At 62.2% G+C, this 26,983-nt stretch carries 25 protein-coding genes and 1 pseudogene; 17 read left to right on the plus strand and 9 right to left on the minus strand.

The features are described from left to right. Positions 1-12 precede the first annotated feature (12 nt). From lolA to CLU85_RS07130, 8 genes and pseudogenes are all read left to right on the plus strand, one after another. Positions 13-645, plus strand: a complete 633-nt coding sequence (lolA, locus tag CLU85_RS07095; RefSeq protein WP_100412407.1) for an outer membrane lipoprotein chaperone LolA — start codon at positions 13-15, stop codon at positions 643-645. A gap of 93 nt (positions 646-738) precedes the next feature. Continuing rightward, the gene (locus tag CLU85_RS07100; protein ID WP_100409660.1) at positions 739-2,097 is read left to right on the plus strand and encodes a replication-associated recombination protein A; all 1,359 of its coding nucleotides are present in this window, start codon (positions 739-741) and stop codon (positions 2,095-2,097) included. Positions 2,098-2,425: 328 nt separating this feature from the next. Then, on the plus strand, positions 2,426-3,355 hold the full coding sequence (locus CLU85_RS07105; protein ID WP_100409661.1) for a branched-chain amino acid ABC transporter permease: 930 nt from the start codon (positions 2,426-2,428) through the stop codon (positions 3,353-3,355). Positions 3,356-3,368: 13 nt separating this feature from the next. Beyond that, complete coding sequence (locus CLU85_RS07110) at positions 3,369-4,445, plus strand: branched-chain amino acid ABC transporter permease (RefSeq protein ID WP_100409662.1); 1,077 nt, start codon at positions 3,369-3,371, stop codon at positions 4,443-4,445. A 20-nt stretch (positions 4,446-4,465) separates the two neighbouring features. After that, positions 4,466-5,260, plus strand: coding sequence for an ABC transporter ATP-binding protein (locus CLU85_RS07115; protein WP_100409663.1), 795 nt, complete (start codon positions 4,466-4,468; stop codon positions 5,258-5,260). A 2-nt stretch (positions 5,261-5,262) separates the two neighbouring features. Then, entirely contained in the window at positions 5,263-5,991 is a 729-nt protein-coding gene (locus CLU85_RS07120) for an ABC transporter ATP-binding protein (RefSeq protein ID WP_100409664.1), read from the plus strand. 523 nt (positions 5,992-6,514) lie between these two features. Beyond that, on the plus strand, positions 6,515-7,162 hold the full coding sequence (locus CLU85_RS07125; protein WP_010463500.1) for a DUF47 domain-containing protein: 648 nt from the start codon (positions 6,515-6,517) through the stop codon (positions 7,160-7,162). An 18-nt stretch (positions 7,163-7,180) separates the two neighbouring features. Next, positions 7,181-8,190, plus strand: a pseudogene (locus CLU85_RS07130) (anion permease). Between the two features lie 123 nt (positions 8,191-8,313). On the opposite strand, the gene CLU85_RS07135 reads toward CLU85_RS07130, so the two are convergent. Beyond that, on the minus strand, positions 8,314-8,760 hold the full coding sequence (locus tag CLU85_RS07135; protein ID WP_100409665.1) for a TM2 domain-containing protein: 447 nt from the start codon (positions 8,758-8,760) through the stop codon (positions 8,314-8,316). A 10-nt stretch (positions 8,761-8,770) separates the two neighbouring features. Further along, a complete protein-coding gene (locus CLU85_RS07140; RefSeq protein WP_100412408.1) occupies positions 8,771-9,292 on the minus strand; it encodes a GNAT family N-acetyltransferase in 522 nt (173 codons plus the stop codon). 145 nt (positions 9,293-9,437) lie between these two features. On the opposite strand from CLU85_RS07140, the gene rpsP reads away from it, so the two are divergent. The 6 genes from rpsP to CLU85_RS07170 all read left to right on the plus strand — a co-directional run bounded on the left by rpsP (position 9,438) and on the right by CLU85_RS07170 (position 13,483). Then, the gene (gene rpsP / locus CLU85_RS07145; RefSeq protein ID WP_010463504.1) at positions 9,438-9,689 is read left to right on the plus strand and encodes a 30S ribosomal protein S16; all 252 of its coding nucleotides are present in this window, start codon (positions 9,438-9,440) and stop codon (positions 9,687-9,689) included. Positions 9,690-9,766: 77 nt separating this feature from the next. Next, on the plus strand, positions 9,767-10,336 hold the full coding sequence (rimM, locus tag CLU85_RS07150) for a ribosome maturation factor RimM (RefSeq protein WP_100409666.1): 570 nt from the start codon (positions 9,767-9,769) through the stop codon (positions 10,334-10,336). Positions 10,337-10,365: 29 nt separating this feature from the next. Beyond that, entirely contained in the window at positions 10,366-11,124 is a 759-nt protein-coding gene (trmD, locus tag CLU85_RS07155; protein WP_100409667.1) for a tRNA (guanosine(37)-N1)-methyltransferase TrmD, read from the plus strand. A gap of 128 nt (positions 11,125-11,252) precedes the next feature. Continuing rightward, on the plus strand, positions 11,253-11,642 hold the full coding sequence (gene rplS / locus CLU85_RS07160; RefSeq protein ID WP_100409668.1) for a 50S ribosomal protein L19: 390 nt from the start codon (positions 11,253-11,255) through the stop codon (positions 11,640-11,642). 101 nt (positions 11,643-11,743) lie between these two features. Then, positions 11,744-12,439: a CoA pyrophosphatase gene (locus CLU85_RS07165; protein ID WP_369858165.1), complete on the plus strand. Its 696-nt coding sequence runs from the start codon at positions 11,744-11,746 to the stop codon at positions 12,437-12,439. Positions 12,440-12,496: 57 nt separating this feature from the next. Next, entirely contained in the window at positions 12,497-13,483 is a 987-nt protein-coding gene (locus CLU85_RS07170) for a CobD/CbiB family protein (protein ID WP_100409669.1), read from the plus strand. A 108-nt stretch (positions 13,484-13,591) separates the two neighbouring features. Here CLU85_RS07170 and rsgA read toward each other — a convergent pair whose 3' ends face one another. The 3 genes from rsgA to CLU85_RS07185 are packed head-to-tail and all read right to left on the minus strand — an operon-like array spanning position 13,592 to position 16,191. Beyond that, positions 13,592-14,536: a ribosome small subunit-dependent GTPase A gene (rsgA, locus tag CLU85_RS07175; RefSeq protein ID WP_100409670.1), complete on the minus strand. Its 945-nt coding sequence runs from the start codon at positions 14,534-14,536 to the stop codon at positions 13,592-13,594. 12 nt (positions 14,537-14,548) lie between these two features. Next, a complete protein-coding gene (locus tag CLU85_RS07180; RefSeq protein WP_100409671.1) occupies positions 14,549-14,887 on the minus strand; it encodes a 4a-hydroxytetrahydrobiopterin dehydratase in 339 nt (112 codons plus the stop codon). Then, on the minus strand, positions 14,884-16,191 hold the full coding sequence (locus CLU85_RS07185) for a M48 family metallopeptidase (RefSeq protein WP_100409672.1): 1,308 nt from the start codon (positions 16,189-16,191) through the stop codon (positions 14,884-14,886). Before CLU85_RS07185 ends, CLU85_RS07180 begins: the two co-directional genes overlap by 4 nt. Positions 16,192-16,228: 37 nt before the next feature. Between CLU85_RS07185 and orn the strand changes: the two genes are divergently transcribed. The 3 genes from orn to CLU85_RS07200 all read left to right on the plus strand — a co-directional run bounded on the left by orn (position 16,229) and on the right by CLU85_RS07200 (position 20,640). After that, the gene (gene orn, locus CLU85_RS07190; RefSeq protein ID WP_100409673.1) at positions 16,229-16,807 is read left to right on the plus strand and encodes an oligoribonuclease; all 579 of its coding nucleotides are present in this window, start codon (positions 16,229-16,231) and stop codon (positions 16,805-16,807) included. A 308-nt stretch (positions 16,808-17,115) separates the two neighbouring features. Beyond that, on the plus strand, positions 17,116-19,026 hold the full coding sequence (locus tag CLU85_RS07195; protein ID WP_100409674.1) for a DEAD/DEAH box helicase: 1,911 nt from the start codon (positions 17,116-17,118) through the stop codon (positions 19,024-19,026). A 144-nt stretch (positions 19,027-19,170) separates the two neighbouring features. After that, positions 19,171-20,640 (plus strand): GGDEF domain-containing protein, encoded by a 1,470-nt coding sequence (locus CLU85_RS07200; RefSeq protein ID WP_198509149.1) that lies wholly within the window; start codon positions 19,171-19,173, stop codon positions 20,638-20,640. A 41-nt stretch (positions 20,641-20,681) separates the two neighbouring features. Here CLU85_RS07200 and CLU85_RS07205 read toward each other — a convergent pair whose 3' ends face one another. From CLU85_RS07205 to bcsQ, 4 genes are all read right to left on the minus strand, one after another. Continuing rightward, on the minus strand, positions 20,682-21,914 hold the full coding sequence (locus CLU85_RS07205; RefSeq protein WP_100409676.1) for a multidrug effflux MFS transporter: 1,233 nt from the start codon (positions 21,912-21,914) through the stop codon (positions 20,682-20,684). Positions 21,915-22,105: 191 nt separating this feature from the next. Then, the gene (gene bcsG / locus CLU85_RS07210) at positions 22,106-23,668 is read right to left on the minus strand and encodes a cellulose biosynthesis protein BcsG (RefSeq protein WP_100409677.1); all 1,563 of its coding nucleotides are present in this window, start codon (positions 23,666-23,668) and stop codon (positions 22,106-22,108) included. Continuing rightward, entirely contained in the window at positions 23,665-26,190 is a 2,526-nt protein-coding gene (gene bcsA / locus CLU85_RS07215) for a UDP-forming cellulose synthase catalytic subunit (protein WP_232727755.1), read from the minus strand. The genes bcsG and bcsA overlap by 4 nt, the downstream gene beginning before the upstream one ends. Beyond that, the gene (gene bcsQ, locus CLU85_RS07220; RefSeq protein ID WP_100409678.1) at positions 26,187-26,975 is read right to left on the minus strand and encodes a cellulose biosynthesis protein BcsQ; all 789 of its coding nucleotides are present in this window, start codon (positions 26,973-26,975) and stop codon (positions 26,187-26,189) included. The genes bcsA and bcsQ overlap by 4 nt, the downstream gene beginning before the upstream one ends. Positions 26,976-26,983 lie beyond the last annotated feature (8 nt).

Consider the following 26,983-nt stretch of genomic DNA (forward strand, 5'->3'; position numbering starts at 1 on the left):
CAGGAGTTTCTGTTGAAAAAGATCGCCACTGCAATTTTGATAGCAGCCAGTGCATCGTTGGCTAGCGCTGACGGCTTGAAAAGCCTGGAATCCTTCATGAAGGGTACACAGGCAGGCAGGGCCGACTTCAGTCAGACCGTGACCTCACCGCCCAAGGAGGGGCAGGCGGTACGCACCAAGATTTCCAGCGGCAGCTTTGAGTTTCAGCGCCCGGGGCGCTTCAAGTTTGTCTACAAAAAGCCGTTTGAGCAGACCATCGTGGCTGACGGCCAGACCCTGTGGCTCTATGACGTGGACCTGAACCAGGTCACCCAGCGCTCGCAGTCCCAGGCGTTGGGCAGCACGCCCGCTGCGCTGCTGGCGTCGGCGCCCGACCTGTCGGCGCTCAAGGCCGAGTTCACGCTGGAGGCTTCGCCCGACCAGGATGGCCTGCAGTGGGTGCTGGCCAGCCCCAAGACCAAGGACGGGCAGCTCAAGAGCGTGCGTGTAGGCTTTGCGGCGGATCAGCTGGCGGCGCTCGACATCCTGGACAGCTTTGGCCAGCGTTCGCTGATTCGTTTCACCGGGATGCAGGCCAACGCGTCGCTGCCCGCCAGCACGTTCCAGTTCAGGCCGCCCGCCGGGGCGGATGTGGTGAAACAGTAGGTTGCTGCGAAAAAGATAGCTGCCAGCGCTTTATAGTAGAGCGCTAGAGGCCAGTTTGGCCTAAAAACGGCGTGACGTAGACAGGACATGAACATGGCAGCACGCAGTGCCTCCGCCCCTTCTCAGGCACACCAGGCGCACCCCTCGGCCCACCAGCCCCTGGCAGAGCGCCTGCGGCCCCGCACGTTGGGCGAGGTGATCGGGCAACAGCATGTGCTGGGCCCGGGTATGCCGCTGCGTCTCGCTTTTGAATCGGGGCGCCCGCACAGCTGTATTCTTTGGGGCCCGCCCGGTGTCGGCAAGACCACCATTGCGCGCCTGATGGCCGATGCGTTTGATGCGCAGTTCATCAGCATCAGCGCCGTGTTGGGCGGGGTCAAGGACATCCGTGAGGCCGTGGAGCGCGCCGAGGCAGCGCGCGACGGGCTCATGCAGCAGCGCACCATCGTGTTTGTCGATGAGGTGCACCGCTTCAACAAGAGCCAGCAGGACGCCTTTTTGCCGCATGTGGAGGGTGGCCTGTTCACCTTCATCGGGGCCACCACCGAGAATCCATCCTTCGAAGTCAACTCGGCGTTGTTGTCGCGTGCAGCGGTCTACGTGCTGCAGCCTTTGTCCGAGCCAGATTTGAAGCAAATTGTGGCCCTGGCACAGGCAGAGAAAGCGCTGCAAGCTATCGAAGATGTAGCAATCGACCGGCTGGTGGCGTATGCCGACGGCGATGCCCGCCGATTGCTCAACACACTCGAAACCCTGGCCATGGCGGCCACGCAGGAGAAGCTGGACCAGATCACCGACGTCTGGCTGCTCAAGGTGCTGGGCGAGCGCATGCGCCGCTACGACAAGGGCGGCGAGCAGTTCTACGACACCATCAGCGCGCTGCACAAGTCGGTGCGCGGCTCCGACCCCGACGCCGCGCTGTACTGGCTGGTGCGCATGCTCGACGGCGGTGCCGATCCGCGCTACATGGCCCGCCGCCTGGTGCGCATGGCGAGCGAAGACATTGGCCTGGCCGACCCGCGCGCCCTGCGCCTGGCGCTGGACGCCACCGAGGTCTACGAGCGCCTGGGCACGCCCGAGGGAGAGCTGGCGCTGGCAGAGTGTGTGGTCTACCTGGCCGTGGCGCCCAAGTCCAATGCGGTCTACAAGGCCTACAACGCAGCCCGCGCCTGGGTGAAGGCGGATGGCACGCGCCCCGTGCCGATGCATCTGCGCAACGCACCCACCCAGCTCATGAAGCAGCTCGACTACGGCAAGGGCTACCGCTACGCCCACGACGAAGAGGGCGGTTTTGCAGCGGGCGAGAGCTACCTGCCTGAAGGCATGCCCGAGCCCGGTTTCTACCAGCCGGTGGAGCGGGGGCTGGAGATCAAGATTGCGCAGAAGATGCGCAACCTGCGAGAGCGCAACACCACCGCAGGCCATGGCGGAGACTTCGGCGAGGAGTCTTGACCGTTGGCTCCGGATTGAGCGGGGTACGCCAAGGATTTGCCACTTTATGCCGATTGTGCATGGTCAAGGTAATAAGTTTGCACATCAATTTTCCTGCGTGCATCAATATTTCTTATGAATTGCGTTGCGCGCTGATGGGCCCAAAACCCGAGGGAAAACCCCGCCCGGCTTGGATAGGGGCGGTTGTGACTACTCGCTACAATCCCGTCCACAAACCCGCACAGTTGTATTCCTGGCGGGTTTTTTGCTAGATGGCAGTCGGGCCCACAAGGCTGTACCGATTCCGGTGCCTGAGCGGTGGGTGCGTCACAAACGAAGGACTTCTCTTATGGACATTTTGCTGCAACAGATCATCAACGGTCTGGTACTGGGCAGCATGTACGCCTTGATAGCCTTGGGCTACACGATGGTGTACGGCATTATTCAACTGATCAATTTTGCGCACGGTGAGGTGCTCATGATTGGCGCTCTGACCAGTTGGAGCTGTATAGGAATGATGCAGGGTGCCATGCCCGGCGCGCCCGGCTGGGTCATTTTGCTGCTGGCCACCATCATTGCCTGCGTGGTCGCCGCAACACTCAATTTTGTGATTGAAAAAGTGGCCTACCGCCCTCTGCGCAGCAGTCCGCGTCTCGCTCCCCTGATCACGGCCATCGGCATGTCGATCCTGCTGCAGACGCTGGCCATGATCATCTGGAAGCCCAACTACAAGCCCTATCCGACGATGCTGCCCAGCGCACCCTTCGAGATTGGTGGCGCGTACATCACCCCCACGCAGATCCTGATCCTGGGCGTGACCGCAGTGGCCCTGGCCTCGCTGGTGTACTTGGTGAACCACACCAACCTGGGCCGCGCGATGCGCGCCACGGCGGAGAACCCCCGCGTTGCGTCCCTGATGGGCGTGAAGCCCGACATGGTGATTTCTGCCACCTTCATCATCGGCGCCATCCTGGCGGCCGTGGCCGGCATCATGTACGCCTCCAACTACGGCACGGCGCAGCACACCATGGGCTTCCTGCCGGGCCTCAAGGCCTTCACGGCGGCGGTGTTTGGTGGCATCGGCAACCTCGCTGGCGCCGTGGTCGGCGGCATCTTGCTGGGCCTCATCGAAGCCATCGGCTCGGGCTATATCGGCACCCTCACCGGCGGTTTGCTGGGCAGCCACTACACCGACATCTTTGCGTTCATCGTGCTCATCATCATCCTGACGCTGCGCCCTTCGGGCCTGCTGGGTGAGCGTGTGGCCGATCGCGCCTGAGGAGCCTCACACCATGAAGAACACCAAAACCAACTGGATCATCGGCGCTGTCGCGCTGCTGGTGCTGCCGCTGCTCCTGCAATCCTTTGGCAACGCCTGGGTGCGTATTGCCGACCTGGCGCTGCTGTATGTGCTGCTGGCCCTGGGCCTGAACATCGTGGTCGGCTACGCCGGCCTGCTGGACCTGGGCTATGTGGCTTTCTACGCCGTGGGCGCCTACCTGTTTGCCCTGATGGCCTCGCCGCACCTTGCGGACAACTTTGCGGCCTTTGCTGCCATGTTTCCCAACGGCTTGCACACCTCGCTCTGGCTGGTGATACCGGCTGCGGCGATATTGGCGGCATTTTTCGGAGCCCTTCTCGGGGCGCCCACGCTGAAGCTGCGCGGTGACTATCTGGCCATCGTGACCTTGGGTTTCGGTGAAATCGTCCGCATCTTCCTGAACAACCTGGATCACCCCATCAACCTGACCAACGGCCCCAAGGGCCTGGGCCAGATCGATTCGGTCAAGATCTTCGGCCTGGATCTGGGCAAGCGCCTGGAGGTATTCGGTTTCGACATCAGCTCCGTCACGCTGTACTACTACCTGTTCCTGGTGCTGGTGGTGATTTCCATCGTGATCTGCTACCGCCTGCAGGATTCGCGCATCGGCCGCGCCTGGATGGCCATCCGTGAAGACGAAATCGCGGCCAAGGCGATGGGCATCAACACGCGCAATATGAAGCTGCTGGCCTTTGGCATGGGCGCTTCGTTTGGCGGCGTGTCGGGTGCCATGTTCGGTGCCTTCCAGGGCTTTGTGTCGCCTGAGTCCTTCAGCCTGATGGAGTCGGTCATGATCGTCGCCATGGTGGTGCTGGGTGGTATCGGCCACATCCCCGGCGTGATCCTGGGTGCGGTGTTGCTGTCGGCCCTGCCTGAAGTGCTGCGGTACGTGGCCGGCCCGCTGCAGGCCATGACGGACGGCCGTCTGGACTCCGCCATCCTGCGCCAGCTGCTGATCGCGCTGGCCATGATCATCATCATGCTGTTGCGTCCCCGTGGTTTGTGGCCTGCGCCCGACCATGGCAAGAGCCTCACGCAGAAGACCTGAACACCGCAGAAAGTCAGAACATGGCAGAGAACACTAACAATTCGGCCAAAGACGTGGTGCTGAAGGTTGCAGGCATTTCCAAGCGTTTTGGTGGCCTGCAAGCCCTCTCCGACGTGGGCATCACCATCGAACGGGGCCAGGTCTACGGCCTGATCGGCCCCAACGGTGCTGGCAAGACCACGTTCTTCAACGTGATCACCGGCCTGTACACCCCCGACAGCGGCACCTTCGAGTTGGCAGGCAAGCCCTACGAGCCCACGGCTGTGCACGAAGTCGCCAAGGCGGGCATTGCGCGCACCTTCCAGAACATCCGCCTGTTTGCAGAAATGACGGCACTGGAGAATGTGATGGTGGGCCGCCACATCCGCACCAAATCAGGCTTGCTGGGCGCCGTGCTGCGCACCAAGAGCTTCAAGGAAGAAGAAGCGGCCATCGCCAAGCGCGCACAAGAGCTGCTTGACTACGTGGGCATCGGCAAGTTTGCTGACTACAAGGCGCGCACTCTCTCTTATGGTGACCAGCGCCGTCTGGAGATCGCCCGCGCCCTGGCCACCGATCCGCAACTCATTGCCCTGGACGAGCCCGCTGCTGGCATGAATGCCACCGAGAAGGTGCTGCTGCGTGAGCTGATCGACCGCATCCGCAAGGACAACCGCACCATCTTGCTGATCGAGCACGATGTCAAGCTGGTGATGGGCCTGTGCGACCGCGTGACGGTGCTCGACTATGGCAAGCAGATCGCCGAAGGCACGCCTGCCACCGTGCAGAAGAACGAAAAAGTGATTGAGGCCTATCTGGGCACCGGAGGACATTGAGAATGGCCGAAAAATCCAACAAGGTACTGCTGCAGGTCAAGGGCCTGAAAGTGGCCTACGGCGGTATCCAGGCCGTCAAGGGCGTGGACTTTGAAGTCCGCGAAGGTGAACTGGTTTCGCTGATCGGCTCCAACGGTGCGGGCAAGACCACCACCATGAAGGCCATCACCGGCACGCTGCCCATGAACGACGGCGACATCCAGTACCTGGGCAAGAGCATCAAGGGCAAAGGCGCATGGGATCTGGTCAAGGAAGGTCTCGTGATGGTGCCGGAAGGCCGGGGCGTGTTCGCGCGCATGACCATCACCGAAAACCTGCAGATGGGCGCCTACATCCGCAAGGACAAGGCGGGCATCCTGGCCGACATCGAAAAGATGTTCACCATCTTCCCGCGCCTGCGTGAGCGCAAGGACCAGTTGGCCGGCACCATGTCGGGCGGCGAGCAGCAGATGCTGGCCATGGGCCGCGCGCTGATGAGCCAGCCCAAGGTGTTGCTGCTGGATGAGCCTTCTATGGGCCTGTCCCCCATCATGGTGGACAAGATCTTCGAGGTGGTGCGCGATGTGTACGCCCTGGGCGTCACCATCCTGCTGGTGGAGCAGAACGCCAGCCGTGCGTTGGCCATTGCCGACCGTGGTTATGTGATGGAGTCTGGCTTGATCACCATGACTGGCCCGGGCCAGGAGCTGCTGAACGACCCCAAGGTGCGTGCTGCGTACCTGGGCGAGTGAGTCGACCCCACCAGACCTGCTGCGCGGCGTTTTTTAGACGCATGCAGTCAAGGCACTTCCTTCGGGCAGTGCCTTTTTTTTGGCCCGTGGGTGGCAATTAAGTTGTGAAATTGCTATGCTTTATATAGCTACTTGTGCATATTCCATAAGCGCAATCTGGCATTTTGTTCATAATTTGCTTTCTACCAAAGTTGTGGCACCCATCACCTCGCCATGGGTGCCCTTCCATCTTTGGCATCGCGCCGGGCTTGTGTGCCTTTTTCCGGGCTTTGTATGGGCCAGCCACCGAAATGGGACGACCCGTTGGCAGGGTCCTGCCGAGTAGGTGTGTGTATTTCATTGCCTGCAGTGGTTGAAGGGGCGCTTTCTGGGGGCCTGCGGTAGCCCCAGTCTTGCCCGACGTCACCACCGGTGGGCCTTGGTCCGTCAGGTCGGACGGTTAAACTCGCCGGGTCACGAAAAAGTCATGCTGCTGTCATGACTTGGCCTCTTTCAAAAAATCGATCCCGTTCCAGGAGTTCCCATGCTGTTTGCCAAGCTGTTGCCACGCGAAGGCAATTTTTTCGAAATGTTCAACCAGCATGCAGACCGCATCGTCGAGGCGGCCCGGGCCTTCTCGCAACTGGTAGCGAACTACAACGACCCACACTTGCGGGACAAATACAACCAGGATGTGGACAACGCCGAGCGTGCTGCCGACCGCGTGACACACGAGGTGAACAAGGCCATCCACAAGACCTTCATCACCCCCATCGACCGTGAGCAGATCCACACGCTGATCAACACCATGGACGATGTGGCCGACCTGATCCAGGACTCGGCCGAGACCATGGCGCTCTACGACGTGCGCCACATGACGGAAGAGATTACCCGCCTCACCGACCTGAGCCTCAAGTGCTGCGAGCGCCTGCGCGATGCCGTCAAGCTGCTCGACAAAATTGCCGACCCCGCTGTGGCCGAAGCCGCGCTCAAGACCTGCGAAGAGATTGACAAGCTTGAATCCGATGCCGACCGTGTGATGCGCAGCGCCATGAGCAAGCTGTTCCGTGAAGAACCCGATGTGCGCGAAGTGATCAAGCTCAAGGCGATTTACGAGCTGCTGGAGACGATCACCGACAAGTGCGAAGACGTCGCCAACTGCATCGAGGGCATCGTCCTCGAAAACTCCTGATCCGGCGGGCTGACCAGCATGGAAACCGTACAGACGGCCCTGTGGGTTGTGGTTTTGCTTGTGGCGTTGGCGATCCTGTTCGACTTCATGAACGGGTTCCACGACGCGGCCAATTCGATTGCCACGGTGGTGTCCACCGGGGTGCTCAAGCCGGCACAGGCGGTGTTATTTGCCGCTTTCTTCAATTTTGTGGCCATCTTCATCTTCCACCTCAGTGTGGCCGCGACGGTGGGCAAAGGCATCGTGCAGCCCGGCGTGGTCGATACCCATGTGGTGTTCGGTGCCCTGGTCGGCGCAATCACCTGGAATGTGATCACCTGGTACTACGGCATCCCCAGCAGCTCTTCGCATGCGCTTATCGGTGGCATTGTGGGGGCCGTGATTGCCAAGGCGGGGGCGGGTGCCCTGATGTCCGCCGGTATTCTCAAGACCGTGGCGTTCATCTTCGTTTCGCCGTTGCTGGGTTTTGCATTGGGGTCGCTGATGATGGTGGCTGTGGCATGGATCTTCCGGCGGACGCGACCGAGCAAGGTGGACAAGTGGTTCCGCCGGTTGCAGTTGGTGTCTGCGGGCGCGTACAGCCTGGGCCATGGTGGCAACGATGCACAAAAGACCATCGGCATCATCTGGTTGCTGCTGATTGCGACGGGGTACTCGTCGGCATCTGACGCATCGCCGCCGGTTTGGGCCATCGTGAGTTGCTATGTGGCCATCGGCCTCGGGACCATGTTTGGTGGCTGGCGCATCGTGAAAACCATGGGCCAGAAAATTACCAAGCTCAAGCCCGTGGGTGGCTTCTGTGCCGAGACAGGTGGTGCGATGACGCTGTTTCTGGCGACCACGCTGGGGATTCCGGTCTCGACCACCCACACGATCACCGGCGCGATCGTCGGGGTGGGCTCTACCCAGCGCGCCAGTGCTGTGCGTTGGGGGTGGCGGGCAACATCATCTGGGCCTGGATTCTGACCATTCCTGCCAGCGCGTTTGTGGCCGCCGTGGCCTACTGGATCAGCCTGCAAATCTTCTGATCGTCAGTGCCCTCTGGGCGGAGGCCGGCGAAATGCTGCTGGTGCTCCCTGAAAAGCACCAAAGCCCCGGCGGATGTTCATCTGCCGGGGCTTTGGTTTTTGCGACAACGGGCCGTGGGGTGCCTACTGCGAGATCTTGCGGGCTTCCTCGATCTGGTACTCGAAGTACCTCTGAAAACTGAAAGCGAGGCTGGCCATGAGCACTGTGGTGCCGATCAGCAGCGACACCACAATGGCACCGATGGTGATCCACTGGGTTCTCCCTGGCTCGGCGTCTGGCGCGGCGCTGGGGTTGAAGCGGGCGTTCCAGGCCTCGGGCGTCATCAGTGCGTACAGAATGGCGCGCAGTGCACACCCTGCAATCGTGAAGCCCAGCAACGGTATCAGCACCCAGCTGTAATGGTCGTCCTGCCCCAGTTGCTGGACCCGCTGGATGCCGTAAATGCCCAAGGCCGTCGGGATGGGGAGCAGCCAGCCGAGCATGTCGGAGAGGCCGTGCAGGTAAAAGCGGTGCAGGCCCAGCGGGCCGCCCACGAAGGCGAGCCAGGCCGCCACGGTTTTGTTTTTCATGCCCGATTATTCATTCAGGAGAGGTGGTGTCCCCTGCGCCCAGGGTCTTTTCCATGAGAACGATGTCGCGCCAGGCACCAAATTTCCAACCCACGGAGCGCATCACCCCCACGTCGGTAAACCCCAGGGCCCTGTGCACGCCGATCGAGCCTGCATTGGCCGAGTCGCCAATCACGGCCAGCAGCTTGCGTACTCCCGCTGCCTCGGCCTGCACCGCCAGCTCGGTCAGCAGTTTGCGGCCCAGGCCCATTCCGAGAGCTTGGTCGGCGACATAAATCGAATCCTCGGCCGAAAAACGATACGCCGGGCGCGGTTTGAACCAGTTGGCGTAGGCAAAACCTAGCACCTGCCCCTCTTTTTCTGCCACCAGCCAGGGCAGGCCGCGTGCCAGAACGTCCGCGCGACGGCCGAGCATGTCGGTCTCGGAGGGAGGGTCGATCTCGAACGTACCGGTGCCGTGCAGCACATGGTGTTGGTAAATAGCGGTAATTGCGGGGATATCGCTGTCGGTGCTAGGTCGGATGGTGGGCATTTTGGGGAAATGGATATAATCGCGGGCTTTGCAGCGTGTCGCTGGCCGGGTGGCCATGTCGCGTGTCTCAAGCGTTGCGAATATGGTTGCGAATACAGTGGCTCAAGGCAAAGGTTGCCGGAGTTCACCACCCGAAGGATAAATCATGGTCGTCATTCGACTCTCCCGCGGCGGCTCCAAGGGCCGTCCTTTCTTCAATATCGTTGTTGCTGACAAGCGCGTGCGCCGTGACGGCCGCTTCATCGAGCGCATCGGTTTCTATAACCCCACCGCCAAGGAAACCGAAGAAGGCCTGCGCATCGTGCAAGACCGTCTGACGTATTGGCAGAGCGTGGGCGCCCAGTCCTCGCCTACCGTGGACCGCCTGATCAAGCAAGCCGCCAAGAAGGCTGCTTAAAGCTCCCTGAAAAGGGCGGGTTTCGTCGGCTTGCCTGGCGAAACCCGCCCTTTTCCTATTCTGGAATCCCTACCACCATGGCCACCCATTTGTCCCTAGAACCAGCAGAGCTGCCCGCCGATGCCATTGAAGTGGGGCGCATTGCCGATGCCTGGGGCGTCAAGGGCTGGTTCAAAGTGTTGTCCCACAGCAGCAGCCCCGAGGCGCTGTATTCAACCAAACAGTGGTACCTGCTGCCGTCTGAGCGGGGTGCCAAGACGTTTACGGGCACTGTGCGGTTGTCCATCCGCCAGGCCAAGGACCATTCCGACACCGTGGTGGCCTGGGCGCAAGGCATTGATGACCGCGATGCGGCCGAGGCATTGCGCGGCGCGCGTATCTTTATTCCTCGGTCGAGTTTCCCGTCCACCACAGAAGATGAGTATTACTGGGTCGATTTGATCGGCCTGGATGTCACCAACCGCGAAGGCGTTGCGCTGGGACGGGTGCAGGAACTGATGTCTACAGGCCCGCAGACAGTGCTGGTCTTGGCCTACGAACACAATGGCAAGGCGCAGGAGCGCATGATTCCTTTCGTCTCGGCCTTTATCGATAAGGTGGACCTGCCTGAAAAGCGCATCACGGTCGATTGGCAGCCTGACTACTGACCGGCTCGGACCAGGCCGCGTTACACACCATGCGCTTTGACATCATCACCTTGTTCCCCGAGCTGTTCGCGCCGTTCCTCGCCAGCGGTGTGACCCGTCGGGCCTACGCGAACGGCCAGGTTGATGTGCACCTGTGGAACCCGCGTGACCATGCCGAAGGCAACTATCGCCGTGTGGATGACCGACCCTTTGGTGGCGGTCCGGGCATGGTGATGATGGCGGAGCCCCTTGTGAGATGTCTTTCCGCCATCCGTGCTGAACGGTGTGAATCGGAGACCGGCCAGGTGCCGGTGGTTCTTTTTTCGCCCATTGGCGAGTCGCTCAACCATGCGGTGGTTGAGCGCTGGTCTGCCAGTGCGGGGGCGGTGCTGCTGTGCGGACGCTATGAGGGGGTTGACCAGCGCTTCATCGATGCACATGTCGATCTGCAGATGAGTCTGGGCGATTTTGTGCTCTCGGGTGGTGAAATCGCCGCCATGGCCCTGTTGGATGCCGTGGCGCGGCTGCAGCCCGGCGTGCTCAATGACGAGGGCAGCCATCAGCTCGACAGCTTCAATCCTGCGCTTGATGGACTGCTCGATTGCCCGCACTACACGCGCCCCGAGGAATGGGCGGGGCAGCAGGTGCCAGCTGCGCTGATGTCTGGGCACCATGCGCAGATTGAGCGCTGGCGGCGTGACCAGCGGCTGGCCATTACGGCCCGGCATCGCCCTGATCTCATCGATGCGGCGCGCAAGGCTGGGCACTTGGCGCCGGTGGATGAGACGGTATTGGCCAAGCTCGGCTGAATTGCTATAATCAAAGGCTTTTCGATCCTCTGGCCGGCCGTTTTGACAGGGAGTTCTCCCGCAAAACACTGAATCGTCAATCCCGACGCAGCCATTTTTGGCGCGGACAAGATCGTTGGATATCAAACATGAACCTGATCCAGACCCTGGAAGCGGAAGAAATTGCCCGCTTGAACAAGACCATCCCCGAATTCGCCCCTGGTGACACCGTCATCGTGAGCGTGAACGTGGTTGAAGGTACCCGCAAGCGCGTGCAGGCTTACGAAGGCGTGGTGATTGCCAAGCGCAATCGCGGTCTGAACAGCGGCTTCACGGTGCGCAAGATCTCCAGCGGTGAAGGCGTGGAGCGTACGTTCCAAACCTACAGCCCGCTGATCGCCAGCATCGAAGTCAAGCGCCGTGGTGACGTGCGCCGTGCCAAGCTGTACTACCTGCGTGACCGCAGCGGCAAGTCGGCACGTATCAAGGAAAAGCTGCCTTCGCGTGTCAAGGCCAAGGCTGCAGCCACCGCCGCATAAGGCGCGGGCTCATCCTGGTAAGCCGCTACAGCGTTCGTCTGTAGCGGCTTTTTGTTTTTTGGTCCTTGCTTGCTTTTGTGAACTCACCTTCTTCCCCCGCCGTGTCTTCGGTCATTGCTCCGCTGTCGAGCTTGCCCGATTTCGACCCTCGTCTTGTGCCTGTGCTGGGCGTGGATGCGCATCTGCCCGCAGTGCCTGCCGATGCGCAGACACCGCAGGCGCTGCGCGCGCGGTTCGCGCGCCCGCCGCAGTGGGAGCCCGAGGTGCTGCTGGAGAAGAAGTTCATGAACCGCGAGCCGGCCCATGCGTCCGTGCTGCTCGCGATCATCTTGCGCGACCAGCCCATGGTGTTGCTCACGGAGCGCACGGCGCATCTTTCTACCCATTCGGGGCAGGTGGCGTTCCCTGGCGGGCGGGCGGATCCTGAAGACGCCACGACCGCGGAAACGGCTTTGCGTGAAGCCCAGGAGGAGGTGGGGCTGGGGCGTGAGTTTGTGGAGGTCCTGGGCACTCTGCCGACCTATGTCACGGGGTCATCGTTCATCATCACGCCGGTGGTCGCACTGGTGCAACCGGACTGTGTGCTTGCGCCCAATCCCTACGAAGTGGCGGATCTTTTCGAGGTTCCTCTGGACTTTTTGCTCAACCCCGCGAATCACCGGCGCCATGTTTTTGATCGGGATGGCGTGCACCGCGAGTGGTTCTCCATGCCGTATCAGGACGGTGAGAAGAATCATTTCATCTGGGGTGCAACGGCGGGCATGCTGCGTAATTTCTACCGGTTTATGCGGGCCTGAACCTGGAGCGCACGCAATGAGGTGGGTTGATGCGAAGCACCAGTATCATTGCCCCCCATGAGTTTCTTCGCCATCCTGTTCGCTCTGCTGATCGAGCAGGCCCGCCCTCTGGCACGCAGCAACCCCATCCATGCGGGTCTGCGCGCTTGGGCGATCTCCGTGAGCCGCAATTTTGATGCGGGCAAGCCGCACCATGGCTGGGTGGCCTGGAGCCTCGCGGTCCTGGTTCCTGCCTTGGCCACGCTGGCTATCCACTGGCTGCTGCTGTGGGGTCTGGGCTGGCCGTTCGCTGTGGTGTGGAGCGTGGCGGTGCTGTATGTCACGCTGGGTTTTCGGCAATTCAGCCACCATTTCACCGGTATCCGTGATGCCTTGGAAGAGGGGGATGAAGACGCCGCCCGCGAACGCTTGGCGCACTGGCAGCAGGTGGATGTGGGTGTTTTGCCGCGCAGCGAGATCGTGCGCCATGTCATCGAGTATTCGGTGCTGGCTGCCCACCGACATGTGTTTGGTGTGTTGGCCTGTTTCTCGGTCTTGGCGGCGCTGGGCTTCGGCCCCACGGGGGCAGTGTTGTACCGATTGGCCGAATTTGTGTCGCGCTACTGGCATTACAGGCAACGGGCTGGAGCGCAGCCTGCCAGTGCCTCCTTGCAGCAGGCGTCGGCCCAGGCCTGGACGGCCATCGATTGGCTTCCTGCCCGGCTCACTGCGCTGAGTTTTGCGGTGGTGGGCAGCTTTGAAGAGGCCATTGAAGGCTGGCGTTTTCACGCGCAGCGCTTTCCCAATGACAACGATGGTGTCGTGCTCGCTGCCACTGCGGGGGCCATCAATGTGCGTCTTGGCGGCGAGGCGTTGAAGGCCCGCACCGAGATGCACACGCCACAGGGTCTGGAGATCGACGCCGACATGGGTGATAGCGACTCCACCCCAGGCCGGGAGCCCGAAGTGGGCCACTTGCGCAGCGTGGTGGGGTTGGTGTGGCGCTCGGTGGTGGTCTGGATGCTTCTGCTCGCATTGCTCACGCTGGCGCGTTTGCTAGGGTGAGGGCGCCGTTCCCTGCATAGATCTCTGTGACTGCCCCGGAAGGGGATGGACCCGGCTGCCTGGCGGAGCCAGGTTCACAAGTGTGCTCTGGTGTAGGCCGTTGCAGCATCAATAACGGGTATGGCTCAGTTCTTCGAATAGGTCGCTATATATTTTGTAGCGTTTAGCGCTTATACCACCGGCACTAGCGCCTGTTTTGACTGCATCCAGCACGCCGCAGCCTGGCTCGTGCAGATGCGTGCAGTTGTAGAACTTGCAGTCGGTGGCGTGTTCGGCAATGTCGGGCATGCAGGCGGCCAGTTGCATGGGGGCAATGTGGTGCAGCCCAAACTCCTGAAAACCCGGAGAGTCGATCAGTGCTGTGGTTCGTGCCGCATCCATCCAGTACCAATGGGTGCTGGTCGTGGTGTGTTTGCCCGAGTTCAGGGCCTGTGATATCTCGCCAGTCAGCACGGAGGCGCCCGGTACCAGCAGGTTGATCAGCGTGCTCTTTCCGGAGCCCGAGGGGCCCAGTACCAGCGTGGTTTTGCCCTGCAGGTGTTCCATCAGCAGGGCGCGGTCCACGTCGCTGGAGAGCGCCAGAGACAACGGCAGCACACCATAGTGCTTGCCTGAACCCATGCGGCGGTACGGCAGCAATCGCTCCCAGGCGCGGGCAAAGGGCTCGATCAGATCACTTTTGTTGAGCGCAATGAGGGGCTTGATGCCCTCTGCCTCGGCAGCGATCAGCGCGCGGGAGAGTTGACTTTCGGAGAATACGGGCTCTGCAGCGATCAGGATCAGCACCTGGTCGAGGTTGGCCGCAAATGACTTGGTGCGAATTTCGTCTTGGCGGTAAAAAAGATTGCGCCGCTCCTGCACCTTCTCGATGGTGCCTTCTTCGCCCTGGCCGGGCGGTGGTGCTTGCCACAAGACGTGGTCACCGACCACAGCCTGGCTTTTTTTGCCCCGGGGATGGCAGATGCGGCGTTCTCCATCCGGGGTCTCGACCATGCAGTGGCGCCCATGGCTGGCCACCACGGTACCTTCCATGAGGGCGCTGCGTTCAGCCATGGTGGGCCTGTGTCACAGCGCGACCAGTGCGTCGAACTGGGTGGCACACTCGAAGTCGGTGCTGGAGATGCCATGCACATCGTGCGTGTTCAGTCGCACCACGCAACGGTTGTAGTGCACCGACAGGTCGGGGTGATGGTCCTGGGCGTTTGCGATAAAAGCCAAGGCGTTCACGAACGAGATGGTTTCGTAGTAGTTGGCGAACTGGTAGGTCTTTTCGATGGCGACATTGGCGCCGTCGCCGCTCAGGCTCCAGCCTTCCAGTTTGGCGAGGTTTGCTACAACTTCGGTAGCTGTCAGTGCACGGCGGGTCAGCGCGGACCAGTCTTTTTTCTTCAACATGGTAGTCATGGGTGAGCGGGGGTTTGCATGCGCGCCAGCCGTTCGGTGGCGGGCGGATGCGAGTAGTAAAACTTCACGTACACCGGGTCTGGCGTGAGTGTGGAGGCGTTGTCTTCATACAGTTTGAGCAGAGCTGAAGACAGATCAGCGCCGCTGGCTTGGGTTACTGCATATGCGTCCGCCTGAAACTCATGGCGGCGTGATTGCTGTGAGAACAGTGGTGAGATGAAGAAGGTGAACACCGGCACGACCAACATGAACAGCAGCAGTGCCAGCGCGTCGTTCGGCGCGGCGGTGATCGCTGGGTCCAGCGAGATATTGGGCCGCACACCCAGTCCGGTGTAGAACCACACTTGGGTGGAGAGCCAGCCCAGCAGTGCAAATCCTGCCAGGCTCAAGGCGAACATGGTCACGATGCGCTGGATGATGTGGCGGTGCTTGAAGTGCCCGAGTTCATGGGCCAGCACGGCCTCGACTTCGCCCGGTGCCAACTGGCGCAGCAGCGTGTCGTAAAACACCACGCGTTTGGCAGCACCAAAACCGGTGAAGTAGGCGTTGGCATGGGCGCTGCGGCGGCTGCCGTCCATCACGAACAGGCCTTTGGCCGAGAAGCCGCAACGCTGCATCAGTGCCGTCACGCGCGCCTTGAGTGATTCGTCTTCGAGCGGCTGGAATTTGTTGAACAGCGGAGCGATGAAGGTGGGGTAGATCACCATCAGCAGCAGATTGAAGCCCATCCAGAAACACCAGGCCCACAGCCACCACAGCGGGCCAGCCGCCCCCATGAGCCACAGGATCAGTGCTGCGATGGGCAGGCCAATGGCCACGCCCACTGCCAGACCCTTGAGGGCATCTGCCAGCCACAAGCGCAAAGTCATCTTGTTGAAGCCAAAGCGTTCTTCGACCACGAAGGTCTGGTAGAGCGATAGTGGCAGGTCGATCAACCCACTGATGGCTACAAACGCCACCAGCAGCGCCAGTTGCTGCCACATGCCGCCCTCCAGAGTCGCAAGGAGGGCCTGGTTCAGTGCATCCAAACCGCCCAGCAGGGTCCAGCCCAGCAGACCGACGCAGCCCAGCACCATCTCCAGCATGCCGAGGCGACCCTTGGTGACGGTGTAGTCGGCGGCTTTTTGGTGCGCGGCCAAGGTGATGTGTTGGGCGAAGGGGGCAGGAACAGTGGCGCGGTGACGGGCCACATGCCGAATCTGGCGGCTTGCCAGCCAGAACTTGAGTGCAAGGCCTGCTACCAGCGCCATGGCAAAGGCCAGGGTGAGCAGCATGGAGGGGGAGTAGTCAGGGGAAGTGGGCATGAGCGGCGAGTTTAGGTCATCGGCGACAATGCGCGCTATGTCAGAAGCCAACAACCCCACCCCTCTCACGCTTGCCAAATCCGACCAAAACCTCGTCTGGCTCGATTGTGAAATGACCGGCCTGGAACCCGATACGGATCGCCTGCTGGAGATCGCAGTGGTCGTGACCGGTCCGAGCCTGGAACCCCGCATCGAAGGCCCTGTGTTTGCCATACATCAGGCGGATGAATTGCTGAACAAGATGGATGCCTGGAACAAGGGCACCCATGGTCGCAGCGGACTGATCGACAAGGTCAAGGCTTCCACCGTGACCGAATCGGAGGCAGAGCAGCAGATACTCGCTTTTTTGAGCCAATATGTTCCGAAGGGCTCAGCGCCCATGTGTGGTAACAGCATTGGCCAGGACCGGCGCTTTTTGGTCCGTTACATGCCTAAGCTCGAACGCTTTTTTCACTATCGCAACGTGGATGTCAGCACGCTCAAAGAACTGGCCAAGCGTTGGAAGCCCGAGGCCTACACCAGCTTCAAGAAGGCCCAGAGGCATACCGCCCTGGCCGATGTGCACGAATCCATCGATGAACTTGCACACTACCGCCAGCACCTGCTGTCCGTGTGAGGCCCTGCGATCCCCTGGCATGGGCGCGAGCCCGGTCACGGGGTTGCGTCCATGAAGGGTATTGCGGGCAAACCCTAATCGTGCAATAATCGATGGCTGCGCAGGAATCCCTCGCAGATTGTGCATCTCCCCTCACACACCGGGCTTGCCAGCCGACTGTCCCTAGACAGTGCAGGACTGGCGAATAACGCCCACCCGCTACGGCCGCTAGAGCCAGCGCAGGTTTCGTTTGATGGTTGATGTTTTTTAACCATTTGACGAAGCCAATCGTGGGCAGCGCCCGCGACCGTCTTCGTGAGAGAAAAATCATGACCGACACCTCTTTGGTGCAGGGCGAATTCGCGCCTGCAGATACTTCCTTTGCTGCCGACATTTCCGTGCAGTCCTCCCCCCTCGACGCCGTGGTGGAATCCGCCGCTGAAGCCGATGCCGCCGTGACCGCCGAACCCAATGGTTTCGTGGAACTGGGCCTGGCCCCTGAACTGGTTCAGGCCGTGGCCGACCTGGGCTACACCCAGCCCACCAGCGTGCAGCTCAAGGCCATTCCCCTGGCCATGGGTGCCGGCGCCGATGCCAAGCACTTCATCGACCTGATGGTCTCCAGCCAGACCGGCTCGGGCAAGACGGCCGCTTTCCTGCTGCCCGTTCTGCACACGCTGATCAACCAGCAAGCGGCTGCCGAAGCCGAAGAGCGCGCTGCGTTCGATCGCGCTGTGGCCGAAGCCGCTGAGCGCGGCGAGCCAGCTCCCAAGCGTGCCAAGCGCAAGGACCCCACCAGCTCGCGCAACTTCAAGGCCGCCACCCCCGGCGCCCTGATCCTGTGCCCCACGCGTGAATTGGCCCAACAAGTCGCTCATGACGCCATTGACCTGGTCAAGCACTGCCGTGGCCTTCGTGTTGCCAACGTGGTGGGCGGCATGCCTTACCAGTTGCAGATCGCCAAGCTGCAGAACGCAGACCTCGTGGTGGCCACCCCTGGCCGCCTGCTGGACCTGCAGCGCTCGATGCAGATCAAGCTCGACAAGGTGCAATTCCTGGTCGTCGACGAAGCCGACCGCATGCTCGACCTGGGCTTCTCGGACGACCTGGCCGAACTGAACCAGCTGACTGCCCAGCGCAAGCAGACCATGATGTTCAGCGCCACGTTTGCGCCCCGCATCCAGCAACTGGCCATGCGCGTGATGCACGACGGCGGTTCGTCGGTGCAGAAGGTGACCATCGATTCCCCACAGGAAAAGCACGCCAACATCAAGCAGGTGCTGTACTGGGCCGACAACGCCCAGCACAAGCGCAAGCTGCTGGATCATTGGCTGCGTGACACCACGATCAACCAGGCTATCGTGTTCGCCAGCACCCAGGTGGAGTGCGACGGTCTGGCCAACGACCTGCAACAGGAAGGTTTCTCGGCTGTGGCGCTGCACGGTGCCCTGAGCCAGGGCCTGCGCAACCGTCGCCTGATGGCGCTGCGCGCCGGCCAGGTGCAGATCCTGGTGGCCACCGATGTGGCGGCGCGCGGTATCGACGTGCCTACGATCACCCACGTTTTCAACTTCGGTCTGCCCATGAAGGCCGAGGACTACACCCACCGCATCGGCCGTACCGGCCGTGCTGGCCGCGATGGTTTGGCCATCACGTTTGCCGAGTTCCGCGATCGTCGCAAGATTTTCGACATCGAAAGCTACAGCCGCCAGCAGTTCAAGTCGGACGTGGTTGCCGGTATGGAGCCCTCGCAGCGCTCGCCCCAGGCGCCGCGCGGTGGTGACTTCGGCGGTGGTCGTGGCGCCCCTGGCCGTTCCTACGACAACCGTGAAAACCCTTCGCGCGGCCGCTTCGGTGGCCCCGCACGTGGTGGCAATGACCGTGGTGGCTTTGGTGGCGGTTTCGCCGGCCGTGGCAGCGACAACCGTGGTGGTTCGCAAGGTGGTTACCAGGGTGGTGGCGGCAATGGCGGTGGCGGCGGCGCCTATGCCGGCCGTGATGACCGTGGTGGTGATCGTGGCAGTTTTGGTGCTCCCCGTCGTGACGGCGAAAGCTATGGCCGCAAGCCTGGTTTTGGCGATGCAGGCCGTGGTGGTTTCGCCCCCCGTGGTGATGCTGGCGCACCCCGTAGCGACTTCGCTCCCCGCAAACCTGCATTCTCCAAGCCAGCGGGTGCTGGCGGTGGCAAGCCGTTCGTGGCCCATGACGCCCGCAAGCGTCCTGCCCGTCCTGCACGCTGATCGATGGGGCTGTTGAGGCCCGATCAAGATCTGCAAAGGGCTGGTGCCGCAAGGTGCCAGCCCTTTTTTTTGTCGATAGCGTGGGTCACGCCTTGCATGATTTATCTGCCATGTCGTCAATAATCGCCCACGGAGGAATTTGTTGTGGTGTCTTCTCTATCCTCGGGCGCTGATTTTGAGCACATGTTCGAGCTGGCTCCCGTGTCGTTGTGGCTTGAGGATTACAGTGAACTCAAGCGGTTGTTTGACGGCTGGCGCACCGAAGGTGTGACCGACATTCGTGCCCACCTGGCGGGGCATCCGGAACGTCTGCGCCTGTGCAGTGCTTCGCTGCGCATCCTGCAGGTCAACCGCCGCACCCTGGAGCTATTTTCTGCAGACAGTCAACAGCATCTGGAAGCCAATCTGGGCGCAGTCTTTCGCGACGACATGCACGACGCTGTGGCGCATGAGATGGCGCAGCTGTGGAATGGTCAGCTCGAATTTTCCAACCAGACAGTGAATTACGCGCTCGATGGCCGGCGCCTGGATGTGCAGATCCGTGCTCGTATCCTGCCGGGCCATGAAGGCGATTGGAGTCGTGTGCTGGTCTCGCTGGAAGACAACACCCTTCAACTGGAAAACGCACGTCGCCTCCAGCGCAGCGAGCAGTACGCACGTGATCTATTCGAACATTCGCCGGTCTCGCTCTGGGTCGAGGATTTCAGCGCGGTCAAGAACCTGCTCGATGGTGTACGTGCCCAGGGCATTGGCGACTTCAAGACGTTCCTAAAGGTGCATCCTGACTTCGTGACACGCTGTATGCAGGAAATCCGCGTCATTGATGTCAACCAGCAGACTCTGCGCATGTTCGGTGCCGACAGCAAGGAGATGCTGCTCAATGGCATTGGTCGTGTCTTTCGCGGAGAGATGCACGAATCTTTTGCAGAACAGTTGCAAGACCTGTGGGATGGCAAAACCTTCCAGCAGCGTGAGGTTGTCAACTACTCGCTCTCAGGCGACGCGGTGAACATTCACATGCAGTTCTCTGTGCTCGACAGCCATATGCGTGATTGGGGTCTGGTGCTCTTGTCGCTGGTCGACATTACGGCACGCAAGAAGGCCGAGGCCTACCTGGAGTACCTGGGAAAGCATGACGTACTGACTCAGTTGCGCAACCGTGCCTTCTATGCCGAAGAGCTCAATCGACTCACGCGCAAAGGGCCTTGGCCGTTGTCTGTGATTGCCATCGACCTCAACGGCCTCAAGGTCGTCAATGACGAGCAAGGCCATGCCGCCGGCGACTCCATGTTGCGCCGCGTGGGCGAGGTGCTGGCCAAAGCCGTGGACGCGCCTGCCTGCGCGGCGCGCATCGGAGGGGATGAGTTCACCGTGCTGCTGCCTGGTACTGATGAGCGCGGCGCCCATGCACTGCAGGAACGCATCATTTCCATGCTGGACCTGAACAACCAGTTCTATCCTGGGCAACATCTGAGTCTTGCGATGGGCATTGCGAGCTGCCGGTCGGGTGACGCCGTGGAGGCCACGATCAACCGTGCCGACCAGGCGATGTACGCCGAAAAAAATCGCTATTACCAGCAAAAGAGCGTGGACCGCCGCCAGCCGACCGAGTGAACAACCGTTCGCCTCCGTGGAGGCCGGGTTTCGGCGTTGGGTCAGTGATGCACGGGTAGTCGGCCGATGTCGGGCCAGCGGTGGTGCAGGTAGATCCAGGCCAGCATGCCAACACCCATCATCAGGAGTGACGACAGCGCGAGCCAGACCGTCGAGTGCATCACCAGCGGCGCTATCACCCCGGCCACCAGCCCGTTGGCCGTAGAACCCACAAAAGCTTGCATGGACGAGGCCATGCCCCGGCGCTCGGGGTACAGATCCAGCACCAGCAGGGTCACCACCGGCACCATCAACGCCCAGCCAAAGGCAAAGACCGCAATCGGCGCCAGCGCCCACCAGGCGTGCGGTGGGAACAACAGGTTGGCTGCCAGGTTCAGCACGGCCACCGTGAACATGATCAGAAAGCCGTGGCGAATCTGCCGCTTGGGTGGAATGCGCCCGGCCAGGCGTCCGCTGAGCCAAGCTCCGCCCATGATGCCCGAGATGGTCAAGATGAAGAACCAGAAGAACTGCGTGGGCGCCAGCGACAGGTGATCGCCCAGGAAGGCCGGCGCCGACAGCACATACAGGAACATGCCGTTGAAGGGCACGCCGCTGGCCAGCGCCAGCAGCACGAAGCGCGCGCTGGAGCTCAGCTGCACATAGCCCTGCATCAGGTGGCGCACGTTGAAGGGTTGGCGCTGCTCCACGTGCAGTGTTTCCGGCAGCAGCCGGTAGTTGGTGGTCCACAGGACCACGCCCACCAGGCTCAGGAACCAGAAGATGCTGTGCCAGCCCATGTGCACGAAAAGCCAGCCGCCGATGATGGGCGCAATCGCCGGGGCCACGCCGAAGTAGATGGTGACCTGGCTCATGACCTTCTGGGCCTGAGCGGGCGGGAACATGTCGCGGATCACTGCGCGTGAGACAACGATGCCGGCCCCGGTGGACAGGCCCTGCAGCGCCCGGAACATCACCAACTGTCCGATGGTCTGCGACAGGGCGCAACCGGCCGAGGCCAATGTGAATACCGCGATGCCCCACAGGATCACCGGTCGGCGGCCAAAACTGTCCGCCAGCGCACCATGGAACAGGCTCATGAACGCAAAGCCGAACAGGTAGGCTGACAGCGTCTGTTGCATCTCCAGCGGAGTTGCTCCCAGTGCGGTGGCAATGCCAGAAAACGCCGGGATGTAGGTGTCAATGGAAAACGGCCCCAGCATCCCCAGTACGGCCAGTAGCACCGCCAAAGCCCAGCGAGGCGCTTTCCAGAGCAAGTGGGCTTGTGGGTTCATGCGAAGGGGCTGGAAGTTCGTGGGATGCGCTGCCGCAAATGGGCGAGGAGGCAGGCCCGCCGCAGGGCGGAGGGCTGCGACTCATTATGCGGGAAGCAGCCCGCCCCGGCGCTGTGCCTGCGCAATTCTTGCACCAGATTGGGGCTATCCATTCCCCCCGGCTGTACCCGGTCGCGAAGAGCCTCGGCGCATCAGTAGTTGTAGGGGATCCACTCCCCGTTGCCCGACTTCATCACGTACCTGCCCGCAGCGTTGCGCATCACGACCACGTCGGCGTTTTCAGAAACGAATGGCGTTGTTTTGGGTGTTTGCAGGCGCTCGGTCAGGGGGCGGGCGGATGCAGCGTAGGGGCTGTCGTTGAGCAGGTCGCCCAGCAGCGTGAACAGGCCCAGATAGCTCATGGGCTGATTCACCACGAGGGGCGCTGTGGGGGGGGCCTCAGGTACCTTCTTCAGACCCACCAGCTTCACGGCGGCGGGCACCAGCGTGATGCGCGGGCCGGGGATCTCGCGCATGCCCGAGATCTGGATCTTGTCAGCGCGCAGCGAGGCACCGTGCTCGGGTACCAGCACCACAACCACCGGGCGTCCAGACGCTTCCAGCTCTGAGATGAATTTGTCAAAGTCCGCCAGCAACTGCACCAGGCGAGGCTTGTAAGTATCGAGGCTATTGCGCGAACTCATGCCGGGCACGCGGTTGCCGTCATGCAGCGAGATGGTGTTGTAGTACAGCGCCATGGGGGCTGCGCCGCGCTCGGAGCTGTGCTTTTTCCACCATTGCGACAGCAGCGCATGGTCGTTGTAGATCGGCGAGCCGTCGAAGTTCTGCATGTGCACCGGCGCGTCCTGGTTGCGCTGCAGCTTGCCAGCCAGGCCACCACGCTGCTCCAGCGTGTGGGCGAACTCTTCGTACACACCATCGTGGTTCATCAAGCCTGCCGTCTGGTATCCCAGCTTTTCGAGGTTGGGGAACACATAACACTGGGGATCGATGCCTTCGTAAAGTTTGGTGTGTGGCGTTTGCCCACAAGAGCCATGCAGCACCCGCAGCGATGCCGGTCCGCTGTAGCTGGCAGCGCTGTTGAAGTTGGTAAACAGTACATCGAAGCGTTGGAGCAGTGCGTTGTCGCGCTGCCCCACGAATTCCATGTCGTCCCAGGACAGCGAGCACACGTGCAGCAGAATGATGTCGAAGGCTGGCGGCCCGCCAGCAGAGGTGAACTGCATGCGCTTTTGGCTTTCGCTGGCGTAGAACTTCTGCAACGAGGCGTCCGGATCGGACGCGTCGGCGCCAACCGCCTGTGTGCCATTGCCCTGGCCGGCCAGGGCATCGTCTGCATCGCTCTGCTGGATGGCCGCCACCAAGGGGACGCTCAAAATGCCCGCCAAAGCAAATGTGGCAAACCGCACGCGCCGCGCCAACGCTGCGTACACGACGATGCCAGCGATGGCCGTGACCAGTGCCGCGGGGCTCACCAGCCGCGTGGCCAGTTCGAGCCAGTAGTCCGCACTGAAGCCTGCCAGTGCTTTGAGCTGCGACACCACGCGGGCCAGCGTGGGAAGATAGGAGTCGTAGTAGAGCAGGGCCATCGCGGCCGGCCAGGCCAGCACGGCACGCGTGCGCCGCAGCGTCTTGTGTGCGATGGGGGGCAACAGCGCCAGCCACAGCAGCAGGTTCAACCACCAGTGGAAGCCGATGTAGCCCGTGAAGGTCAGCCCGACCTTGGCCAAGAAGTACAGGTTCCAGTACCTCATGCGCGCAGCCTCTGTGGTCCGTGCTGGTGGCCCCGGGACCAGCGGCTCTTGGCCGCTTCGACCAGGGATTCCCAGAACTTGTGGTAACCCAGCACGCCCAGTTGCGCGATCTCCTGCAGTCCGTGCAGGGGGCGGTCGGTGTCATGGCTGTCGTTCCACTCGCGCCAGGTGTCCGGGCGGGCAAAGGTGCACTGCACCAGATCGATCTGTTGTTCGCGTGTCATGGGGTCGAATTGCAGACCTGTGGCGCTCTGGCCTCGGTGCAGCATGATGGTGGCAGGGAAGGTGCACTCGGTATCGCCGCGCCACAGGCCCACATGGACCTTCTCTCCCACGGCCAGTCGCACGCCCTCGGGCAGTTGCAGGCCCACGCCGGTCATCGAGAAGTCGATGCATACGGCTTGCAGCACGCTACCGTCGTCCTGATAGAGCGTGGCCTGCAGCTGCGTGGCCACGCGGTGCATGCGGCGCACCTGGCGGGCCTCTGAGGCAACGCCCAGCGCGGCGCCCAGCATCAGGATGCTGTAGGTGGTCCACAGCAGGTTCAGCAGCACGGTGGCCGTCTCATCCGTGTTCCAGTAGAACAGGCGCATGATTCCCATGCCGAATGCCGCAAAGTTAAGCAGCACCAGCACGGTGTATGGGCGTGAGATCGCCCAGTCGAAGTAGGGCTCGTCCACCAGGCCACCCTTGGCTGTCACATTGAACTTGCCCAGGCGCGGGTTGATCAGCGCTACTGTGGTCGGCAGGGCCACGTACCAGGCCAGCACAGTCTCGTAAACCTCAGCCCAGAAGGTGTGTCGGTGCTCGCCCTGCACGTGGGCGTTGGCGATGTTGGATTGCAGGATGTAAGGCAGCACGTACAGCGCGATCATGATGGCGCCTGCATTGATGATGTGCCACTCAAAAAACAGGAAGGCCATGGGCGCGGTGAGGAACACCAGCCGTGGCAGCCCGAAAAAGAAATGCACCATGGCGTTGGCGTAGCAGATGCGCTGCCACAGCGTGAGGCCCTTGCCCAGGAAGGGGTTGTCCACACGGAAGATCTGTGCCATGCCACGCGCCCAGCGGATGCGCTGGCCCACATGGGCCGACAGGCTCTCGGTAGCAAGGCCCGCTGCCTGCGTCTCGTTGATGTAGGCCGTGTTGTAGCCGAGCCGGTGCAGCTTGAGTGCAGTGTGTGCATCTTCGGTCACCGTCTCCACGGCGATGCCGCCCACCTCCATCAACGGGCCCCGGCGTATCACCGCGCAGGAGCCGCAGAAGAAGGTGGCGTTCCAGAAGTCGTTGCCGTCCTGGATCAGGCCGTAGAACAGCGATCCCTCGTTGGGTACGCGGCGGAAGGTGCCCAGGTTGCGCTCGAAGGGGTCGGGCGAAAAAAAGTGGTGCGGCGTCTGCAGCATGGCGCACTTGGGATCGCGCTGGAACCAGCCCACGGCGGTGGTCAGGAAGGAGCGCGTGGGGATGTGGTCGCAATCGAAGATGGCGACCAGCTCGCCGTCGGTCTTGGCGAGCGCGTGGTTCAGGTTGCCGGCCTTGGCATGGTTGTTGTCGGGGCGCACGATATAGCCCACGCCCATGGATTCGGCGAACTCGCGGAATTCCTCGCGCCGGCCGTCGTCCAGGATGAAGACCTTGACCTTGTCCTTGGGCCAGTCCAGCGCCATCGAGGCCAGCACGGTGGTGCGCACCACGCTTAGCGGCTCGTTGTAGGTGGGTATGTACACGTCCACCGTGGGCCACGATGCCGGCACGCCCTGCAGTTCGGCCGGGCGGCGGTGCAGCGGCCAGGCGGTCTGGATGAAGCCCAGCACCACCACCAGCCAGGTGTAGGCCTCGGCAGCCAGCAGGCCGTAGCCGAGGAAGGACTCGATGACCGAGTCGAATTCGATGGACGACGTGATGCGCCACCAGGCATAGCGTCCCATGGCCAGCAGGCTGATGGCGGCCAGTGCCAGCGAGGGGTAGCGCCCAGGCAGGCGGCGCAGCACCAGCGACAGGGCCCAGCACAGCATCATGAACAGGGTCTGCCCGAACCAGTTGAATGGCGTGGTCATCACCACCAGTCCGGCCATCATGCCCACGGCCAGAACGACCCAGCGCAGGCCTGGTATCTCCATGGCGGGCGAGAGCACTTGGTCGGCCAGGCGCATGCCTTTTTCCACGTTGACGTGCGCGGCCAGGCGGTCCATGGCGCGCAGAAAGAGCCGGATCGGCCAGAACACTGCCGTGAGCAGCAGGGCCAGACCCTTCCAGCCCCAGCGCAGCGTGAAGCCCAGTCCGGCCCATAGCCAGTGCAGCGGCTGTAGCAGCCAGGGCAGCAGGGTGCGGTCGGGGGTGGCGGGCAGCACGATGCAGCGCCACAGCCACATCCACCAAGGGGCACCGGGCGCCACCTCCAGCTGGCGTGCCAGCCACCGCCACGCCAGGCGCAGCCACGTGCGGCTGTCCAGTGTGGGTGCGGGTGCCGCTTCGGGTGCTGCGGCGGGCAAGGCCGAGCTGGTATCGGGCTGCTCCGTCATGGCCGTGCCGCTCCGGCGGACAGCATCGACAGGGGGGCGGCGCGCTGCCCGGAGAGCCAGTTGCACACGCCCTGCAGGTCATGGGCCGACTGTGCCTGCGGCGCAAAGCTGCCGACACACATCGAGCGTGCGAGCGCCCGGGGGATGTTCTCGTCTTCGTGCAGTGTGTAGGGAATCAGCCGCTCACCCCATTGCCCGCGCAGCGTCTGCAAGGCCTCCCGGTGGGATATGCGGCGCGGGTCGAAGCGGGTCACCAGCACGCCCTGGTCGGCGGGTGCTGCAGCCGCTTCCTGCAGCATGGCCTGCACCCCGAGGGGGTTGGCGCAGGCGCGGGTCGATGCCTCCAGCGTCACTAACACGGCATCGGCACAGCGCAGGGCCGCCTGTGCCAGCGGAGATGGCCATGCGGGGGTGTCCAGCAGCACCGTGCAATTGGCGGGTACGTCCAGCAGCTCCATCTGGTCCAGCAGCCAGCGCGGCTGCGCCTGCAGCTGCCTGTGCAGGGTTTCGAGGGTGTCCAGCCCCGCCTTGCCAAATGGCAGTATGGCTACGCCGTCCGAGTTGTCGAAGCCGCCATCGGCCCACCACTGGCCGTTGGCCGCCAGAGCGGCCCAGCCCAGTGCGCTGGGCTCCTGCATGCCCAGGTGCCTGGAGAGCAGGTTCTGGGCGCACAGCTCCACCGCCAGGCAGGGCTGGCCCTGGCGGGCCAGGAGCGTGGCCAAGTGGGCGGTCAGCGTGGTGCGCCCGGATCCGCCCAGGGGCGATACGACGGCAATCACGCGCATACGGGGTC

This window comes from Acidovorax sp. 69, from assembly GCF_002797445.1.
Lineage (GTDB): Bacteria > Pseudomonadota > Gammaproteobacteria > Burkholderiales > Burkholderiaceae_C > Acidovorax.